Source organism: Ferrovibrio sp. GW821-FHT12E11, assembly GCF_058806975.1.
This window is the reverse complement of sequence record NZ_JBXAQG010000001.1, coordinates 1448193-1467341: the sequence shown is the minus strand read 5'-3', so window position 1 is coordinate 1467341 and position 19149 is coordinate 1448193. Positions and strand designations below refer to the sequence as shown.

The window sequence follows — 19149 nt, the reverse complement described above, 5'->3', positions numbered from 1 at the left end:
ATTATGTGTGGCATCGTTGGTATTCTGACGCCTGTCCCCGATCTGGACCGCCATATCGTGGATACGATGCGGGACCGGCTGGCACATCGCGGTCCAGACGGTCGTGGTTCCTGGCAGGAGGCGACGCCGACGCAGGGTAGCATCGCGCTCGGCCACAGGCGGTTGTCGATCATCGACCTCAGTACTGCGGCCGATCAGCCGATGTTCAGTGACGATGGCCGCTATGTGATCGTCTATAACGGAGAAATCTACAACTACGTTGAACTCCGTGAGGAGTTGCGGCAGTACGGGGCGACCTTCCGCACAGGCAGCGATACGGAAGTCCTGCTGGCGGCCTATGCCCGATGGGGCGTTGAATGTCTGGACCGACTGAATGGCATGTTTGCCTTCCTGCTGTGGGACCGGCGCACTGGCACCCTGTTTGTGGCCCGGGATCGCTTCGGCGAGAAGCCGCTCTACATGGCCCAGTTGCCTCGGGGTGGATTGGCCTTTGCCTCGGAGGCCAAGGCGCTGTTCGCCTATCCTGGTATGGGAGCCGACGCGAATCAGACGATGTTGGGCCATTTTGTCGCCGGTGGCGCATTGGGGCATGGTGAAGAGACGCTTTTTGCCAATGTCCAGCGGCTTCCTGCAGCGACCGCGCTGACGCTCGATGCGACGGGGCGTGAGTTGCGCCGCTGGCGCTACTGGACGCCGGACTACACCAAAATCCGCAAAGGTGTCCGCCCGGCCGTTGCCGCCGAAGAATTTGCCGAGCGCCTGCAGGCCAGCTTGCGCCTGCGTCTGCGGTCGGATGTGCGGGTTGGTGCCTGCCTGTCCGGTGGCCTTGATTCTTCGACGCTGGTTGGCTTTCTGTCGCGGTTGCAGGTGGCCGGTGAGCAAATGCCTGCGATCACCTATTCGGCGCGATTTGACGACGATCCTACCGTTTCGGAAGGCGACTATATTGATCAGGTTCTCGCCCATGTCGGTGCGGAATCGCACTCGGTGTCGCCGCGTGGCGACGAATTCGCCGCCGACGCGCGCCAGCTATACTGGCATCAGGAAATCCCATTCCTGTCGATGTCGATATATTTAGAATGGCGGGTCTTGAAACGAGCCCGGGAAACCGGCGTTACGGTCATGATCGATGGCCAGGGGGCGGACGAACTGTTGGGTGGGTACCCTTCCTTCTTCGCTTTGCGACAGCGCGACCTGGCGGAGCGGGGGCGACTCCTGCGATTGTGGCAGGATACCACGGCGTTGAATGAGCGACTGGAAGCGGCGAGCCGGCGCTATGTCGACAGCGATAGACGGTTCAATGCGCATATTGCGCTTGGTGCGCAGACGCTTGGTGCGATGGCGATCGCTCACCTGCGACAGCGAATATTTATGACTGGTGTCGGAAGGAATATTGCAGTTCAAACGCCTCTCCGTGCCGGAGAGGCGTTTGGGTTAAGCCATTTCCGTCGACAACTGGCGGGATATCTGCTGCACGATAGCCTGCCGGATCAGCTGCATTCGGCGGATCGTAGCGGTATGGCGTTTGGTGTGGAGACGCGCTTCCCGTTTCTGGATCACGAGCTGGTGGACTGGTGTATCGGGCTGCCCGATGATGTCATGATTCGGGATGGTTGGCAGAAATGGATATTGCGCGAAGCGGCCGGCGATGCCATTCCCCAGGATGTACGCTGGCGTGCAGACAAGGTGGGGTATCGGGCGCCGCAGGACCGCTGGATGAGAGAGGGCGTGAAAGATTGGATCGCAGAGCGCCTGTTCGACAGTCGTAGTTGCCGCCTGCCGAATTTCGACAGGTCTCTGGCCGAAACCACCTGGCAAGAGCATATGGATGGCCGCGTCGATCATTCCTGGCAGCTGTTCCGTTGGGCCAGCGCCGTGGAATGGTGCGGTTTTACTGATGACGGCATCTGGTCCAACGGGTTGACCGGCAGCCCTGATACCGCGCGGGATGCTCGAATCTCCGATCCTTTGGAGAGGGTCTGATGGTTGTGGTTGTCGACTATGGCATGGGCAACCTGGGTTCCATTATGAACATGATGCGCCGCCTGGATATCCCTGCGCAGCTGACGCGCGATGCGGCATCGATTGAAAGCGCTGATCGCATTATTCTTCCTGGCGTTGGTTCTTTCGATCAGGGCATGCGTGCGATCGACGGGTTCGGTTTGCGGAAATCGCTGGATCGTGTTGCTCTTGAGCGCCGCCGCCCCGTTCTGGGGGTATGCCTTGGCATGCAGTTAATTACGGTGGACAGCGAAGAAGGTCGCGAAAGCGGGTTGGGATGGATCGATGCGCGCGTGCGGCGATTCTCCCCTTTGCCCGAAGCGGATGGGCGGCTGGCTAAAGTGCCGCATATGGGCTGGAACTACGTCAGATCGTCGTCGCATCACCCGCTATTCTCAGGTGCAGGCGAGGATACCCGCTTTTACTTCGTGCATTCCTACTACGTGGAAAGTAGACGCACAGACGATGTCGTCGCAGTGTCGTGGTATGGCGGTGCCTTCTTTGCGGCGGGCATCGCTTCTGCGAATATTGCCGGCGTGCAGTTTCATCCTGAAAAAAGTCATCATTTTGGTATGCAGCTGTACAGGAATTTTGCGGCCTGGCAACCGGAGGCATCCGGCTGATGCAACCGATGCGGAAGATGCGGCCGCGGGTTATCGTGGCCCTATTGCTTCGTGATGGCCAGCTTTACAAGACTGTCCGCTTTGGAAGTCCGAAATATGTGGGCGATCCGCGCGTGGCTGTGAAGATCCTCAATGATAAGGGATGTGACGAGCTTGTGCTGCTGGACATTTCAGCGACGCCGCAGGGGCGTGAGCCGGATTTCCGACTGCTGGAGGAAATCGTAAGTGAGAGTTTCATGCCGGTTGCATATGGTGGTGGAGTTTCGTCTGTGGAGCAGGCGCGGACTGTTATTTCCCTAGGTGTCGAGAAAGTTATTCTCAATACCGGCGCAATCACTGATCCCACATTGATCAGTCGGGTCGCCGATCTGGCCGGATCCTCAAGCACAACAATCTCCATGGATGTCGCAAAGGATTGGCTGGGGCGTAACCGGGTCGTCACAGCCTGCGGTCGGCGTCGCACCAGCTATGCTCCGGTAGAGTGGGCCCGCAAGGTCGAAAGTCTCGGCGCCGGTGAAATCATTGCCTGTTCCATCGACCACGATGGCATGATGATGGGGTATAACCTGGCCTTGGTGCGGGATGTGGCTGCGGCCGTCAATGTGCCCGTGGTGGCGCTTGGTGGTGCGGGAACGGAACAGCATCTGCGCGACGCCATCGATGCTGGTGCCGCGGCGGCTGCGGCAGGATCGCTGTTCGTTTTTCAGGGACCGCATCGTGCCGTCCTGATCACCTATCCCGACGATGCTCGACTCAATGCCCTCATGTGAATCAGTGACTTGTTCCGTGACCCCATCTTTACCCCCTGTGCTTACCCTCCGAGCCGTTGGTGCCTACCGCATCTGTACACGCTGTGTCATGGACACAACGGATCCGGAACTGACTTTCGACGATCACGGCGTTTGTCACCGATGCCGGACCTATGACCAGGTCATCGCGCAGTATGTGATGGAACCAGTGGAGGGGTGGCGCTATCTGGAGGCCTTGGCGGAACGCATCCGCGAGGAAGGCCGCGACAAGCGGTATGACTGCATTATCGGGCTGTCTGGAGGAGTGGATTCCACTTATGTAGCTTATCTGGTGAAGATGCTGGGCTTGCGGCCTCTCGCTGTCCATGTCGATAACGGTTGGAACACAGAGATAGCGGTCCGGAACATTGAGAGCGTCGTCAAGACGCTGGGCATCGATCTTTACACTGTAGTGATAGACTGGGAAGAATTCCGCGATTTGCAGAAGGCATTTCTGCGAGCCTCTACACCGGATAGCGAAATTCCGTCAGATCATGCCATTGTATCGGCGCTGCATCACGCGGCGGTGCGCCAAGGCGTTCGTTACGTGATCAGTGGCAGTAATTATCAGACCGAGCAGATGGTGCCGCGCACGTGGTCGTATGGACACAGCGACTGGAAGTACATCCGTGGTATAAACGAGCGATTTGGCGGGCGCAGGCTGAAAACCTATCCGCACGATACGCTGTTCCAGCGCAAGTGGTGGTATCCTCGTGTCAAAAAACTGGAAACGATAGCGGTTCTGAATTACGTCGCTTATGACAAGAAGGCCGCAATCGAACTCATGAAAGAGAAGCTGGGCTGGGTCAGTTATGGCGACAAGCATCACGAGTCGCTTTATACCCGCTTCTATCAGATCTACATTCTTCCAAGGAAATTCGGAGCAGATAAGCGACGTCCGCATTTGTCCAGCCTGATCAATAATGGCGAGATCAGCCGTGACGAGGCTGTCGCGCTTCTGCAGCAACCACCTCTTGGCGATGATCAGGTGGAGCAGGATCGCCGGTTTGTCCTGAAAAAGCTCGGTTTCAGTGATTCCGATTTTGAGCAGATCATGAACGCAGAGCCACGATCCTATTGGCAGTACCCAAACTACGACAACAGTCCACCGCTGTATGATAGCTTGCTGACGGCGGCGGCGCGTTTGCCCAGCCGGGCATACGGATATTCGCTGCATGGCATTTATCGCGCAGTACAAGCTGCGCGCGCTGTGGCGGTTGCGATTCGCCGCGCAGTCCTGCGCAGGTGACGCTGGAAATCCTCGTGACATCAGTGGAAACCATGTCTTCCGGTATCGACTCTGTTTATTTTCTGGCTTTCGATGGCTGGCGCACCGAATTGCGCGGCAACCGCTGGCATTTTGCGACGCGCTGGGCTCGTGAAGTGCCGGTGGTTATCGTTCAGCCCAAATCCGATCTCGGCGGCACGTCAGCCTGGGCCGAACCGGATGATCGAATGCCGGGCATCGAGTGCCTGCATCTGCCTGCTCATTGGGAGGATGCACCGTTTCTGCGTGCGACCCGGCAGGCCCACGATATTGCAGGCCATATGGAGCGCCGTGGTCACAAGAAGCCGCTCATATGGATTTATGATCCCCGGCTTTTCGATGCGTCAGCTTTCCTGCCTGCGGCCAGCCGGGTTTTCCATGCTACGGAGAACTATTTTGATTTTAACGGGCTGGATAACGAGTTCTATCAGCACCTGAGGTCGACGCTGCGGTTCTCGGATGCAGTGATTGCCGCAAGCAGTGGTGTTGCGGCAGCCTATACTCCATTCGCGTCGAAACGCGTCATCGTATCCAGTAACGGATGTGACTGCGCGGCGTTTTCTGATGGGGAAGCCGATGCGGAACTGACGGCGCTGGCGAAACAGTGGAGCCGTCTGTCCGTGTATGCCGGCAATATCAACGGACGCATCGATTTTGGCCTGCTGGAAGCGGTGGCCCGTGAAAATCCTGACACCTTGCTTGCCCTGTTTGGTCCGGTCTCCGGGCTTACAGTTGACCAGGAGGCAGAGTGGAACACTCTGCTGACGCGCAGCAATGTCCGGGCCTTTGGCGCTGTTTCTCCTGATCGCCTGCCAGGGATTTACAGGGCGGCACAAGTTGGGATCATTCCATATCGACAGGATCGCTTGATCGCGGCTAACGGGTTTCCATTAAAGACTTTTGAAATGATAACTACCGGCCTGCCTGTGGTTTCCACATTCATGCAGCCGCTATTATCGCATGTCGCGTCTTGGCTTGCTGTGACGGCGACGCGGGGAGATTTCCTGAAGGCTTTCAGACAGATGGCGCGCAACCAGCTGGATGCCCAGGACAAGGTGGATATGCAGGGAGCGGCAAGGCAGCAGGATTACAACGAAAAGTTTTCGGCGATGCGGGCTCTGGTGCTCGAGAGCGTGGAGCACCGTGCCAAAAATCCGTTTTCAATGACGGCCTTTGCTGAGGTAATGGCCAGCGATTGGGAACGTTCCATTATCACCCGCTTTGTGCCGCTTAGCGTTCCGGATCGCATCAGAGGGCGTTTGAATTCCTGGCTGGACCAGATCGGCCGGGTCACGGAAGCGGCTATTGCGACGTTTGCAAAAGAGCGGTCGGCAGCTTTTAAGGCAGAGCCGGAGGCGGAGCCGCAGAGGAACGAGCCGAGTGGACAGGACGGCGAGAAAGTAGACAGACCGCTTAACCTGCTTCTGATCTGCGATTATCATTCTGGCACCGCCTCTACGATCATCGATCATATCTACGGTATTCGCGACCTGTCCCGGCACAATATCACGGTGTTATCATCGGTCGGGGATTTGCCGAGCCGCCTTGACCTCAGCCGGTTTGACGGCATCATCATCCATTACTCTTTGGTTGCGTGCATTGAGCACTTTATCAGCCAGAGTGCCAGAAGCATGATCAGGAGCTTTCGGGGGCTCAAGATCGCATTTGTCCAGGACGATTACCGTTTTATCGACAAGACCGTCGCCGCTTATCGCGACCTTGGCATCCATGTTCTGTTCGGTTTGGCGCCTGAGGATATCATTGATGATGTTTATTCGCCCGAGGCGCTACCGGGTGTGCTGCGCGAAACTGTACTGGCCGGTTATGTGCCCGAGCACCTGACCCGGATTCCTGTGCCACCCTATGCAGGTCGACCGCTTGATATCGGATATCGGGCCCGCCACCTGCCGGCATGGCTGGGCAGTCATGCGCAGGAGAAATGGATCATTGCAGAGCGCGTGATGGCGGATGCTCCGAAATACAATCTGCGCTGCGACATCTCCACTCGCGAGGCGGATCGCATATACGGGGATCGATGGATTGAGTTCATCACCAGCTGCAAAGCCATGTTGGGTGCCGAAAGCGGTTCCAGCGTCTGCGACTTTACCGGAGAGATACAAGAGAGGGTCGAGGCACATGTTGCCCGGGATCCGACCGCGTCTTTCGAGGTCCTGAGAGAGCTCTACTTCAAAGACGCGGATGGCCGGCTGATGATGAATGTTATATCGCCGCGCTGCTTTGAAGCGGCGGCGCTGCGAACGTTGATGATTCTTTACGAAGGACACTACTCGGGCCGGCTGCAGCCCTGGCGGCATTATGTGCCGTTGCGCAAGGATCATTCGAACATGGAGGAGGTCGTCGCTGTACTCCGAGATCCGGTTCGGGCGCAGGAAATTATTGACCGCGCTTATCAGGAAGTTGCGCTGAACCAAGAGAATTGGTTTGCCGCTATGGTGCGGCAGATGGATCGTGCGATCGACCGCCGGTTCGAAGTTGGCATGCTGGCGGCTCAAGAGCCTTATAACGCCGCCGCTTTCGATGCGGTGTTGCGCCAGGCAGCCAGAAGGGCGCGCTGGATGCGCCTCCTTCATTCTCTCGCCCCGCGCCTCGGGCTGATATTCGACAGCGCGATCCAGCTTGTCCCTGAACGTATGCAGGGGGGGATGAGGTCCGGCATTCGGGTCCTGTGGAGGTCGGCGCTGGGCGTTGAGACCAATTGGCTGAGGCGGATGCGGACATATCACAGGCTGCTGCGGCATCGAGGCCCGGTTCATGCGCTGCGGGCAGCCCGCCTGCATCGAAAACACCCGGATGTTCTGGTGGCCGATCTTCACGTTCTGAGCGCTCTGATCGCGTCTGGCGCCCATGGTCTGTCGGTTAGTTACGATCCGGCCGAGCAGGCACTGGAGATCACCTTCGGCCGTCGCCGCGGAGGCCCTGACAGTATTGGTGCTCTCTGGCTGAAAGAGCTCGTTCGGAGTGGAGTCCTTAAATCGATCCGATGGACTGCCGGTGATATCCAAGTTATTGGCATGCCTGGCGTATTTCACGGGACTCTTACAGGACTAACAGCATTGAGCCGGCAGGGCACCCACGATATTCTGACCATTCTCTCATGGATTTTCTCTGATTTAAGGGCAGTGCGCAGCACCCCCGCCAAAGGAGTTGTCTGATGTGTGGCATTGCCGGCGCGGTGAGCCGGGTTGGACACAGAATTGCGGGATTGGACCGCCATCTGGCGGTCATGAACGATCTGTTGCGGCACAGGGGACCGGATGGTGACGGCGTCTGGACCAGCGCTCGCGGCGATGTCGGACTGGCTCACCTTCGCCTTGCCATTATCGACTTGAGCGAGGCTGGCCGGCAGCCGATGGCCGGGCCGAATGGCAGCGTCATCAGCTATAACGGTGAAATCTACAATTTTGTCGAATTGCGTAATGCACTGTCAGCCCATTGGTCCTTCGTATCGTCGTCCGACACCGAAGTGATTCTGGCCGCCCATAGCCGATGGGGCGATGCTTGCCTGGATCACTTGCGCGGGATGTATGCGTTCGCGCTATGGGATGAGTCGCAGAAACGCCTGTTCTGTGCTCGCGACCGGTTCGGCATCAAGCCCTTTTATTATACGATTGTAGACGGAGTCTTGTATTTTGCGTCGGAGGCGAAGGCGCTGTTGCCCTTCCTGCCGGATATTTCCACGGATGCCTCCGCCCTCGCGGAGTATCTGACATTCCAGTATACGCTCGGCGAACAAACCCTATTCAAGGGCATCAAGCAGTTGATGCCTGGACATGCCCTAAGCTTCCAGGATGGCGAGCTGAAGGTCTGGCGATACTGGGATGTGCGCTACGAGATCGACTTCAGTCACAGCCCGCATTATTTCGAACAGCGCTTGGCCGAGCTGATCGAGGATTCCCTGAGCCTGCATTTGCGTAGTGACGTGCAGGTCGGGGCTTACGTATCTGGCGGTATCGATTCAAGCCTGATCGCCTTGCTGGCGAATCGTTCGACCAAGGGCGGGCAGCCGAGTTTTCATGGCAGATTTACCGATTATCCCGGCTATGACGAGAGCCGCTACGCCCAGATTGTGGCGGACCGGATGGGTAGTGATCTGCATGTTGTCGACATAACGTCGCAGGACTTCCGCGACCATATCCGCGATGTGATTTACCATTTGGATTTTCCGGCGGGTGGGCCCGGCGCATTTTCGCAGTTCATGGTGAGCAAGCTCGCCGCTGAACATGTGAAGGTCGTGCTTGGTGGGCAGGGCGGTGATGAGGTCTTCGGCGGGTATGCGCGCTACCTGCTTGCGTATTTCGAGCAGTGCATCAAGGCGTCGATGAATGGGACGTCAAAAAACGGGCATTACGTTGTCACAATAGAATCGATCGTTCCCAATCTCGGTCTGCTGAGGGAGTATCAGCCCCTCATGCAGGAGTTCTGGCGCGAGGGTTTGTTTGGCCCTCTCGATGAGCGCTATTTCCGCCTGATCGATCGTTCGACCGATATGCAGGACGAAATCGCCTGGGATGCGCTTGACCGGAGAAAGGTCGTAGAGGATTTCAAGGCAATTTTCAACAACAGGGCGAATGTCCACAAGGAAGCGTATTTTGACAGCATGACGCATTTCGATTTCAAATGCTTGCTGCCCGCGCTGCTCCAAGTGGAGGATCGCATGAGTATGGCGCACGGTCTGGAAAGCCGTGTTCCGTTGCTCGATCACCCTGTGATCGAATTCGCGGCAACGGTTCCCGCCGACGTGAAATTCGAGGGCGGCAAGATGAAGCGGCTTCTGAAGACCGCCTTTTCTAACATTCTGCCGGACGAGATTGCCCATCGCCGGGACAAGATGGGTTTCCCGGTGCCATTGAAAGAATGGTTTGCGGGAAGCCTGCATGATGATGTTGCGGGCATATTCAGGAACCTGAAGGATCGGCGCCGCGAGTTCATCAATGCGGATGCGGTCTTGCGCAATTTTGACAGCGCGGGCCGTTTCTCGCGTAAAACCTGGGGCTTGCTCAGTCTCGAATTGTGGCACCAGGCCTTCCACGACCGCGCCGGCGATTACCGCGCGTTGCTATCAAAACCAGTCTCTCCCAAAGCTGAGGTTATTCGAGTATGAAGGCGTTTATCACCGGGGGCTGCGGCCAGGTTGGCTCGCATGTCGCTGAGTTTTTACTGGAGCGCGGCGATAGCGTTCTTGCGATCGATAACATGGCGACCGGCCGTCGGGAGCATCTGTCGAAACATGATCGCCTGCAATTTGTTGAAGGGTCGATTGCCGACAGGGACTTGATCGATCAGCTGGTTGGGGACTTCAAGCCTGACGTCCTGATTCATACAGCAGCGTCCTACAAGGACCCGGACGACTGGTATGGCGATACGCTAACCAACGCTGTCGGCGGAGCAAACCTGATTAAGGCTGCGAAGGTGAATGGGGTCGGCCGCTTTATTTATTTCCAGACGGCGCTCTGCTACGGAGTAAGGCCTCTGCAAAGCCCGATCCGGCTGGACCATCCGAAGAATCCTGCCAACTCCAGTTACGCGATATCGAAGACCGTGACCGAGGATTACCTGACGATCTCGGGACTCGATTACGTGACCTTCCGGCTGGCGAATGTCATTGGCCCGCGCAACGTTTCCGGTCCTCTGCCGATCTTTTTCCAGCGATTGTCTGAAGGAAAGAAGTGTTTCGTGACCACGGCGCGCCGTGATTTCGTTTTTGTTAAGGATCTGGCTCGCACGGTACTTAAGGCGGCGGATGGGCGCGGAAGTGGCGCATATCATTTCTCATCCGGCGGCGACGTTGCAATCAAGGAGCTTTATGACGCGGTTGTGGATGCCATGCAGCTGAATGTCTATCCCGATCCCGATATCCGGCCGCTTGGTCCGGACGACGCTCCGTCTATTCTGCTCGATCCGTCCCGTACTTTTGCCGATTTTGGCGACATTGCATTCACGCCCCTTCAGGAAACAGTCAAAGCCGCTATTGATTATTACAGGACCTTTGGGGTTGTAGGTGGATACACCCATCTTAAAGTCGAAAACAGGTAGTACGACACGTGCGCATACTCATTACGGGGGGAGCGGGGTGTCTTGGCTCGAATTTGGTTGAGCGCTACGTCCCGGCCGGCCATGATGTTCTGGTTATCGACAATTTTGCGACCGGGAAACGGGAGGTCTTGCCGCCGGTTGCCGGTTTGCGGCTGGTCGAGGGCAGCATTGCCGATCGGTCACTTGTCGATCGGTGTTTCGACGAGTTCAAGCCGACGCATGTGATACACAGTGCCGCATCCTATAAGGATCCGGAGAATTGGCGGGAAGATGTTGCATCGAACATCGATGGCAGCATTAACGTGGCCAATGCAGCGCAACGGCATGCGGTTGAGAGGTTTGTGAATTTCCAGACGGCCTTGTGTTACGGCCGCCCGCGGGAACTGCCGATCCCGGTCGACCATCCGGTGCAACCGTTCACCAGCTATGGCATATCGAAAACGGCCGGCGAGGCATACTTGATGATGACCGGTCTTCCGGTTGTCTCGTTGCGTCTGGCCAACGTAACCGGACCCAGGTTGGCCGTTGGTCCAATTCCGACGTTTTACAAGCGTTTGAAGGCTGGCCAGAAATGCTTCTGCTCTGACACGCGGCGCGATTTTCTCGACATGGAGGATTTTTTGAGCGCCATGGATCTGGTGATGAAGGCGGGAGCTCCCACGGGGCTTTTTAACCTCTCTACGGGTGAGAGCCGCAGCATCAAGGATATATTCGACGTGGTGGTCAGTCATCTCCGCGTGGAATTGACTGAACCGGCCCCCGTTGTGCCGCCAGGTCCGGACGATGTGCCGGCTGTCGTGCTCGACCCGTCTCGGACGGAGGCCGCTTTCGGATGGAAAGCCAGATATGGTTTCGACGAGACAATGCGCCGGATGCTGGCATGGTATGACATGCACGGCGTTACCGACATATACAGTCATCTGACAAGCCAGAAATCGTAGAATAGCCGGTATCAAGAGGCAGTCATGAACGATCTTTCACTCGACGGGCGTAAACTGCTTGTTGTTGGTGGTGCAGGCTTTGTCGGTAGCAACCTCGTTCTGCAGATCCTGGAGCATGGGCCCCGCGAAGTGATTATTGTCGACAATCTGCTGTCGTCGGATGTGAGCAATCTTCCGGCTGATCCGCGCATCAGGTTTGTGTTCGGCTCGATCACCGAAGACAGGGTGTTGAGAGAGTTGCCGGATGATCTGGATTTTGCTTGGCATTTGGCCTGCTATCATGGCAACCAGAGCTCGATCCAGGATCCACTAGCTGACCATGAAAATAACACGCTGACCAGCCTCAAGCTGTTTAACAGGCTCAAAGACATCAAGTCGCTGAAGAAGGTTGTTTACGCCGCCGCCGGTTGCGCCGTTGCTGAGAAGACGTTTGATGCAGCTTCAGCAACGCAGGAAGATGCCCCGGTTTCGTTGTACCATGACAGTCCTTATTCCATCAGCAAGTTGATCGGCGAGCTTTACGGAAATTATTTCTGGGGGCGGTATCAGATGCCTCTGGTGAAGGCGCGGTTTCAGAATGTATACGGCCCTCGCGAGATTCTGGGGGCGGGTCGTTGGCGCGGAACCGAGCACACAGTGTGGCGCAATGTGACGCCGACTTTCATTTGGAAGGCGCTGCATCAGCAGGCATTGCCCCTGGATAATGGCGGGCAGGCGAGCCGTGATTTCATCTATGTTGAAGACATGGCGAGGGGATTGATCCGTTGCGCTGTCGCCGGTCAGCCCGGAGAGGTATATAACCTTGCCTCCGGTGTAGAGACATCAATTCTTGACTTGGCCGGTTTTATTAACGATCTCACTCAAAACCCCACACCGGTCGATTTGCGGCCGGCACGCGACTGGGATCATTCTGGAAGGCGGTTTGGCGCCACTGAGAAATCAAAACGGCATCTCGGTTTTGAAGCAAAAATGTCGCTGCGGGACGGTGTTGCTAAGACGATTGCTTGGACGCGGGACAACAAAGCCGTTATTGAGCGATGCATCGGCCAGCACGCTTATTTCATGGCGCCGAAATAACTCGCTCACTCTCATGAGAAACCATCCTAGCTTTGCAGCCGATCACGGCAGTCTCTGCGTGGTTGATAAAGATATCTGTTATTATTGCTTGTCTCCGACTATTCTGCAGACTGACGAGTGTGGCTTGATTGCATTGTGTAAAGATCGGGTCGTAGCTCAGAATGCTGGGCTATGCTGTCATATCCGACGGCCGCGAACCCTGAATGAGGAAAGTGCGCGGAGCCTGGCAATGATTCTGGGCGAGACAGAGTGATGCGGAGTGCTGCAAAAACAGTAGTGCTATACGCGCATTATACAACGCGTCTGAGTTACTATGACGACTGGCTGGATGCCTTCCGCACATCCCGCCACTTCGATGTCACTGCAATTAATATATGTGAAGAGGGTGTGGCTGGCCGAATTCGTGCGGTTGCCCGGGATGCCGATCTCCTGGTCCTGCTGCACTCGACCAATGGCGACACAACCATGTACCTCGAACCTCTTATCGATATTCTGGCCGATCGGCGGGGACGGCTTGTTGCCTTTATCGGGAATGAGCTCAACCTGCCGGGATCTCCAATTTCGGCTAAGCGGCAGATCATGAAGTTGATCGGGCCAGATTGTATCGCCACGCAGCTTGTCAGTGACAGCGGTGAGTTCCTGTGGGGCGATGTTGTTAAATCCAAGGTCCTATCCATGCCGCATGCACTGAATGCGGAGGCGTTCCGGATCGAAGCACCTGCCGCTCAGCGGCCAATTGATATTGGCGTTCGTGCGATCAAGTATATTCCTCATCTTGGAGACAATGACCGGAACCACTTGCATGATTTTTTCGCTGCTCACGAATTCTGGCCCGATTTGCGTGTCGATATAGGGACGGAACGACTGGAGCGTACGGGCTGGGCGAAGTTTCTAAATCAATGCAAGGGGACGGTGTCGAGCGAGGCCGGCTCATGGTTTCTGGAGAAGGATGATGCAACCATTGAGGCCATCAGGCACAATGTCATGCAGCGGCATGACGGATGGCTTGTAATCCCCAATGACTCACCCTTGCGGCGTTTCGGTCACAAAATGCCATGGTGGTTCCGCGTGGTTGCGCGCAAAATCCTGAGCCGTGGGTTCATTCAACATGAATCGACCATCAACGAGCGGCTGAAGTTTTCCGAGATTTATGATGAGTATTTTAAAGACCGCACTCTGCCGCAAGTATATGGGAAGTGTATATCGTCTCGTCACTTCGATGCGATCGGAACAGGGACGTGTCAGATTCTTCTTGCGGGTCGTTATAATGACGTATTGGAGCCTGGCATCCATTACCTCCCGCTAAATAGCGATTTCTCCAATATTGATGAAGTGATGGCGCGTTTTATGGATCCGGCAGAGCGCAAAAGCGTGACGGAAGCAGCGCTGAGTTTAACAATGGAGCGGCACACCTACGCCCATCGCATGGCATTTCTATATGAGCAGTTGAGCGAGCTCTGATCTGCGAGTGCCGAATTCCTGACTCGCAGAACCGGCATCGCGAGGCGTCCGAGTGTGGTCGCAGGTTATTGCGGGCGCCGCCTTGTTCAGTGGATGAACGAGAGCGTTGGAATATTCGACTGTTTAAGTATTATGGTTCGTCATCCGGATGCTTTTGCAATACGGGTCGTCATGGGAGCCGGTTTCCTGGGACAGGAAACCGGGAAGAATGAAACTGGGATTGTGTAGCTGAAAAGCTTTGCCGGAATCCCGATCGTGAGAGTGAGATGATGTCCTCGTCGGATAATGGCAAGCGCTTCGCGTTAATTGGAGCGGCCGGTTATATCGCGCCCCGGCATATGCGGGCGGTCAAGGATACAGGCAATGCCCTGGTAGCGGCGTTTGATCCGAACGACAGTGTCGGCATTCTGGATAGCTATTTTCCGGATGCGAACTTCTTCGTGGAGTTTGAACGTTTTGACCGGCATATAGACAAGCTGCGCCGGCGCGGCGATGGCGTCGACTATATGGCGATCTGTTCACCCAATTACCTGCATGACGCGCATATCCGTTTTGCGCTGCGCTCGAGTGCGCATGCGATATGTGAAAAACCGCTGGTTCTCAATCCATGGAACATCGACGGCTTGGCAGAGATTGAGCAGGACAGCAATCGCCGGATATACAATATCCTGCAGCTGCGCCTGCATCCTGCGATCCGCGCTTTGCGCGAGCAGGTTGCGGCTTTGCCCAAGGATAAAAGCGTTGATGTCGACCTGACTTATCTGACGTCACGCGGAAACTGGTATCATTCGAGTTGGAAGGGCGCGACGGAGAAGTCTGGGGGTATCGCAACGAATATCGGGGTGCATTTCTTCGATATGCTGGGCTGGGTTTTCGGCAAACGGACCCGTTCTGTCATGCATCTGCACGAGGCTGACGTTGCGGCAGGTTTCCTAGAATACGAGCGTGCGCGAGTGCGCTGGTTCCTCTCGATTAATGCGGACCACCTGCCTCCTGCCGCTGTGGCTGCCGGAAAGCGGACTTACCGCTCGATCCTGATCGGAGGACAGGAGTTGGAGTTCAGTGAAGGATTCACAGACCTTCATACTGACAGTTATAGAGATATCCTTGGCGGCGGCGGCTTCGGTCTCGAGGAGGCGCGGGCAGCCATCGAGGCGGTCTATGATATACGACAGGCGAAGATCTCCGCGCTGACGGGTGATTACCACCCGATTCTGAAAACCCTGAAGCTTCCAGTGTAAAGAGTAAGGGAATGAACTGGTTCAAGCATGATACCGCCATCGTCGACGAAGGGGCGCGCATCGGCGAAGGAACCCGCATATGGCACTGGACCCATGTATCCGGCGGCGCGATCATCGGGCAGGGCTGCTCGCTCGGGCAGAATGTATTCATCGCCAACCGCGTGGTACTGGGTGATCGGGTCAAGATTCAGAACAACGTCTCGGTTTATGACGATATTGTTCTGGAGGACGGCGTCTTTTGCGGCCCATCCTGCGTCTTTACAAATGTGATCAACCCGCGTGCGGAGATTGAGCGTAAAAGCGAGTATCGCAAGACCGTGGTTCAGCGCGGCGCTACCATAGGCGCCAATGCGACCATCGTTTGCGGGTATGTACTGGGGCGTTATTGCTTTATTGCCGCAGGGGCGGTGGTTACCCGCGATGTTCCACCCTATGCACTTATGGCAGGTGTAGCCGCGCGGCAGATAGGCTGGATGAGCAGGGCCGGTGGTCGCTTGGGTGATGATCTGATCTGCCCGATCGATGGCACCCGGTACCGGCTGATCGGTCCAGGCAGTCTGGAGGAAATCGGCTAGATCGGTTATCCCCGCGGCAGCCGGGTTGACCGATGTCTGTAATGCAGGGCTTCGGGCAGTGGCCGAAACCCTGGGATATCGTTGCGGCCTGCTTCACCAATGCGCGCCCTCTCAGGGGCATGGCCACTGCCGTTTACCCATTATTGGGGTTTCTGACGTCTATTTAGTCTACCCCTGCCTTATGAGGGGAGGGTTGGTGGCCTGTCTTCCAGCCAATTCTCAACTGTTGCAGGCTTCATCCTATGTCTGACCCCGAAGTCGCCCGCTTCTTCCTTGCGTTGCTAGCTTTGCTGTCGGTCGCCTTGGCCTGCGGGCAGTTATTCGAAAGCTGGCGCCTGCCGCGCGTTGCGGGGGAGATTGTCGGAGGGCTGCTGCTGGGCCCGACGTTGCTGGGACGTGTGTTGCCGGACTGGTATCGCTGGCTGTTCTCGGATTTCCCAGCGCAGACAATGCTGCTCTCGGCCTTTTACTGGCTGGGCCTGATCCTGCTTATGTTCACGGCCGGCTTCCTGGTCAAGTCTAGACTTGATCGACATGAAGCCCGGCTGGCCGCCGCCTTGGTCGCCGGTGGGTTGGTTCTGCCGTTTCTGTTCGGCTGGCTGGTCGCACCGCTGGTCCCTGCCGCGCCTGGCGCAAACCCGCTTGCCTTCATCCTAGTCATCGCCATTGGCACCGCCATCACCTCAATTCCGGTGATTTCGCGCATCTTCATCGATCTCAAGCTTATGGACACTGCTCTCGCCCGTGTGGTGCTGATGGCTGCTACGGTCCAAGATCTGATCCTATGGGCCGTGCTTGCGGTCGCCGCCGCCGCCCAGCAGGGCCGCACGGCCACACCATTCGACTTCGGCCGTGAGATCGCTACAACAGCGATCTTTACCCTATTGGCCTTGCTGCTCGCTCCAATGGTCCTGCGTTGGGCCGGTCGAACCCTGCTGGCGCCCCGGCATGAGAATGCAGCGCTCACCGGCTATGTTCTGCTGGTCTGTCTGGCGACGGTCGGTCTGGCAAGCCTGCTTGGCGTGAACATCATTTTCGGCGCGCTAATGGGTGGATTGATCATTGGTCGGTTCCGGGCGGAGGGCTTTCAGGAAGTCAAGCAGCGCATCCAGGGCATCGCCATGTGGTTTTTTGTTCCAATCTACTTTGCTCTGGTTGGTCTGAAGATCGACCTGCTGACGCAGTTCGATTTGATGCTGGTCGTCGGTTTCTTGGTCGGCTCGTCATTGGTCAAGGTGGCGAGTGTATATCTTGTACTGCGACTGATCCGGCAAGACAGTGCCAGTGCGCTTGATTACGGTATTATTATGAATACGCGCGGAGGGCCTGGCATCGTCTTGGCGAGTATCGCGCATGCACTTGGTATTATCGCGGATTCGACAGCTGTCATGCTGATTATGGCGTCGATCGTGACGGCGCTGATGAGCAGCGCCTGGCTGCGCTGGCGGCTGAGTCGTGGTATGATTTACGCGTCATAATATCCCGGCATTCTTGAGGTGAGGAGAGTGGAATGGTGCTGTGGTTCACCGGATTGTCGGGTGCCGGGAAGACGACAATCTCGCAGGCCGTTTATGAGATGGCCAAGCCGAAAATACCTGCATTGGTGATGATTGATGGCGACATGGTACGGGCTTTGTTCGGCGCCGGGCTCGGCTACGATGAGGCGTCACGCTTCCAGCAGATCAGCCGCATCCAGCGGCTGGCATTCATGTTGTCACAGCAGAATATCCCGGTGATCGTTGCCGCCTTGTACTGTCACCCAGACCTGATGCGCTGGAATCGCGAGAATCTGTCAGATTATTTCGAGGTCTATATCGACGCGCCCTTGGCCTTGGTCGAGAAGCGGGATGCCAAGGGTATGTACGCCAGAGCACGCGCTGGTGAAGCCCGGGATGTTGTCGGCATCGATGTGCCATGGCATGCACCGGTGGCGCCCGACATGGTCATCGACGCTGCAGCTGGTCTTGGCCCGGCAGCGATCGCTACCAGTGTCGTGGATACGGTGCCGTGGCTGAGGGCAAAGATCAAGGGAGGCGAACAGGTGTGACAGACCAGGCCTCTATCGCGCTGAACCGCGACCAGTATCTCGAGCTCGAGAAGATCGGCCTGGGCGCCTTCTCTCCATTGACCGGATTCATGACGGAAGCCGAATTCCGATCCGTTGTCGAAACCATGCGGCTGCCATCTGGCGCGGTCTTTTCCTTACCGGTCGTTCTGGATATCGACGAAGGTAACGCGCGTAGACTGCGCAACGAGGAGGTTATAGGCCTCAGTTATGGCGGCGCGTTGGTTGGCCGGATTTGGCCGACGGATTTCTATCGTTGCGATCGACGAACTACAACGCAGCATGTCTTCGGGACAACCGATGAGGCTCACCCAGGTGTGGCGTATTTCTATAGCCTGAAGCCTGTTTTTGTTGGCGGACGCGTCGAGCTGCTGCAAAGAGCGAAATTTGACATTTCCGCGGATGAACTTACGCCAGAGGAAGCTCGGATAATATTCCGCGATCGCGGCTGGACGCGTGTCGTCGGTTTCCAGACCCGTAATGTGCCGCACCGGGCGCATGAATATCTGCAGCGCGTGGCGCTTGAACAGGTGGATGGCCTGTTTATCCAGCCCTTGGTGGGGCGCAAGCGGCGTGGCGATTACACGCCGCAGGCCGTAATGAGTGGTTACCGCGCGCTTGTCGGTTCGTTTTTGCCGCAGGACCGGGTCGTACTCGGGATCCTGTCTACACTTATGCGCTATGCCGGGCCGCGCGAAGCTGTGTTTCATGCCGTGATCCGGCGCAACTATGGTTGCACCCATTTCATTGTCGGGCGGGACCATGCCGGCGTCGGCGACTGGTATGGACTTTACGACGCGCACGAACTGACTCGGCAGTTTGAAGGCGATCTCGGCATCGAGATTATGCGGTTGCATGGCCCGTTCTTCTGCCCGACCTGTGACGGCATCGCTACCGAGAAGACTTGCCCGCATGCCGGCAGCTCATCAGTGCGCCAGATCAGCGGTACCGATATGCGCCACATCCTGGTTGATGGCGAGCGACCCGACCCGCGGCTGATGCGACCTGAAATCGTCGACGCCCTGAAAGGCGTGCCGTTGTTTATCGAGGACTGAT

Annotated in this window: 15 protein-coding genes; all 15 read left to right on the top strand. The window is 56.8% G+C overall.

Going from position 1 to position 19149, the window contains the following annotated elements; genetic code table 11:
* Positions 1 to 3: 3 nt before the first annotated feature.
* The 15 genes from asnB (AC1ROT_RS07210) (at position 4) to sat (ending at position 19148) form a co-directional block, all read left to right on the top strand.
* Entirely contained in the window at positions 4 to 1983 is a 1980-nt protein-coding gene (gene asnB, locus AC1ROT_RS07210) for an asparagine synthase (glutamine-hydrolyzing) (RefSeq protein ID WP_492998055.1), read from the top strand.
* Positions 1983 to 2624: an imidazole glycerol phosphate synthase subunit HisH gene (hisH, locus tag AC1ROT_RS07205; RefSeq protein ID WP_492998053.1), complete on the top strand. Its 642-nt coding sequence runs from the start codon at positions 1983 to 1985 to the stop codon at positions 2622 to 2624. The genes asnB (AC1ROT_RS07210) and hisH overlap by 1 nt, the downstream gene beginning before the upstream one ends.
* The gene (locus tag AC1ROT_RS07200; protein WP_492998051.1) at positions 2624 to 3394 is read left to right on the top strand and encodes an AglZ/HisF2 family acetamidino modification protein; all 771 of its coding nucleotides are present in this window, start codon (positions 2624 to 2626) and stop codon (positions 3392 to 3394) included. The genes hisH and AC1ROT_RS07200 overlap by 1 nt, the downstream gene beginning before the upstream one ends.
* Positions 3369 to 4661, top strand: a complete 1293-nt coding sequence (locus AC1ROT_RS07195) for an N-acetyl sugar amidotransferase (RefSeq protein WP_492998049.1) — start codon at positions 3369 to 3371, stop codon at positions 4659 to 4661. Before AC1ROT_RS07200 ends, AC1ROT_RS07195 begins: the two co-directional genes overlap by 26 nt.
* Complete coding sequence (locus tag AC1ROT_RS07190) at positions 4658 to 7852, top strand: glycosyltransferase family protein (RefSeq protein ID WP_492998047.1); 3195 nt, start codon at positions 4658 to 4660, stop codon at positions 7850 to 7852. The genes AC1ROT_RS07195 and AC1ROT_RS07190 overlap by 4 nt, the downstream gene beginning before the upstream one ends.
* On the top strand, positions 7852 to 9801 hold the full coding sequence (gene asnB / locus AC1ROT_RS07185; protein ID WP_492998046.1) for an asparagine synthase (glutamine-hydrolyzing): 1950 nt from the start codon (positions 7852 to 7854) through the stop codon (positions 9799 to 9801). Before AC1ROT_RS07190 ends, asnB (AC1ROT_RS07185) begins: the two co-directional genes overlap by 1 nt.
* Complete coding sequence (locus AC1ROT_RS07180; RefSeq protein WP_492998044.1) at positions 9798 to 10733, top strand: NAD-dependent epimerase/dehydratase family protein; 936 nt, start codon at positions 9798 to 9800, stop codon at positions 10731 to 10733. The genes asnB (AC1ROT_RS07185) and AC1ROT_RS07180 overlap by 4 nt, the downstream gene beginning before the upstream one ends.
* Before the next feature lie 8 nt (positions 10734 to 10741).
* Positions 10742 to 11674, top strand: coding sequence for an NAD-dependent epimerase/dehydratase family protein (locus tag AC1ROT_RS07175; protein ID WP_492998042.1), 933 nt, complete (start codon positions 10742 to 10744; stop codon positions 11672 to 11674).
* 24 nt (positions 11675 to 11698) lie between these two features.
* Entirely contained in the window at positions 11699 to 12751 is a 1053-nt protein-coding gene (locus AC1ROT_RS07170; protein ID WP_492998041.1) for an NAD-dependent epimerase/dehydratase family protein, read from the top strand.
* A gap of 252 nt (positions 12752 to 13003) precedes the next feature.
* Entirely contained in the window at positions 13004 to 14212 is a 1209-nt protein-coding gene (locus tag AC1ROT_RS07165; protein ID WP_492998039.1) for a glycosyltransferase, read from the top strand.
* Between the two features lie 266 nt (positions 14213 to 14478).
* Positions 14479 to 15453, top strand: a complete 975-nt coding sequence (locus tag AC1ROT_RS07160) for a Gfo/Idh/MocA family protein (RefSeq protein ID WP_492998037.1) — start codon at positions 14479 to 14481, stop codon at positions 15451 to 15453.
* A gap of 11 nt (positions 15454 to 15464) precedes the next feature.
* Positions 15465 to 16028: an acyltransferase gene (locus AC1ROT_RS07155; RefSeq protein WP_492998035.1), complete on the top strand. Its 564-nt coding sequence runs from the start codon at positions 15465 to 15467 to the stop codon at positions 16026 to 16028.
* 242 nt (positions 16029 to 16270) lie between these two features.
* On the top strand, positions 16271 to 17506 hold the full coding sequence (locus AC1ROT_RS07150; RefSeq protein WP_492998033.1) for a cation:proton antiporter: 1236 nt from the start codon (positions 16271 to 16273) through the stop codon (positions 17504 to 17506).
* A gap of 32 nt (positions 17507 to 17538) precedes the next feature.
* On the top strand, positions 17539 to 18075 hold the full coding sequence (locus AC1ROT_RS07145; protein WP_492998031.1) for an adenylyl-sulfate kinase: 537 nt from the start codon (positions 17539 to 17541) through the stop codon (positions 18073 to 18075).
* Positions 18072 to 19148 (top strand): sulfate adenylyltransferase, encoded by a 1077-nt coding sequence (gene sat / locus AC1ROT_RS07140; protein WP_492998029.1) that lies wholly within the window; start codon positions 18072 to 18074, stop codon positions 19146 to 19148. Before AC1ROT_RS07145 ends, sat begins: the two co-directional genes overlap by 4 nt.
* The last annotated feature ends 1 nt before the right edge of the window (position 19149 follow it).

Coding starts and splice junctions, on each gene's coding strand:
- AC1ROT_RS07195 (WP_492998049.1), top strand. CDS start 3,369: ATGCTCGACTCAATGCCCTCATGTGAATCAGTGACTTGTTCCGTGACC.
- asnB (WP_492998046.1), top strand. CDS start 7,852: ATGTGTGGCATTGCCGGCGCGGTGAGCCGGGTTGGACACAGAATTGCG.
- asnB (WP_492998055.1), top strand. CDS start 4: ATGTGTGGCATCGTTGGTATTCTGACGCCTGTCCCCGATCTGGACCGC.
- AC1ROT_RS07150 (WP_492998033.1), top strand. CDS start 16,271: ATGTCTGACCCCGAAGTCGCCCGCTTCTTCCTTGCGTTGCTAGCTTTG.
- AC1ROT_RS07165 (WP_492998039.1), top strand. CDS start 13,004: ATGCGGAGTGCTGCAAAAACAGTAGTGCTATACGCGCATTATACAACG.
- AC1ROT_RS07155 (WP_492998035.1), top strand. CDS start 15,465: ATGAACTGGTTCAAGCATGATACCGCCATCGTCGACGAAGGGGCGCGC.
- AC1ROT_RS07145 (WP_492998031.1), top strand. CDS start 17,539: ATGGTGCTGTGGTTCACCGGATTGTCGGGTGCCGGGAAGACGACAATC.
- AC1ROT_RS07160 (WP_492998037.1), top strand. CDS start 14,479: ATGATGTCCTCGTCGGATAATGGCAAGCGCTTCGCGTTAATTGGAGCG.
- AC1ROT_RS07170 (WP_492998041.1), top strand. CDS start 11,699: ATGAACGATCTTTCACTCGACGGGCGTAAACTGCTTGTTGTTGGTGGT.
- hisH (WP_492998053.1), top strand. CDS start 1,983: ATGGTTGTGGTTGTCGACTATGGCATGGGCAACCTGGGTTCCATTATG.
- AC1ROT_RS07200 (WP_492998051.1), top strand. CDS start 2,624: ATGCAACCGATGCGGAAGATGCGGCCGCGGGTTATCGTGGCCCTATTG.
- AC1ROT_RS07180 (WP_492998044.1), top strand. CDS start 9,798: ATGAAGGCGTTTATCACCGGGGGCTGCGGCCAGGTTGGCTCGCATGTC.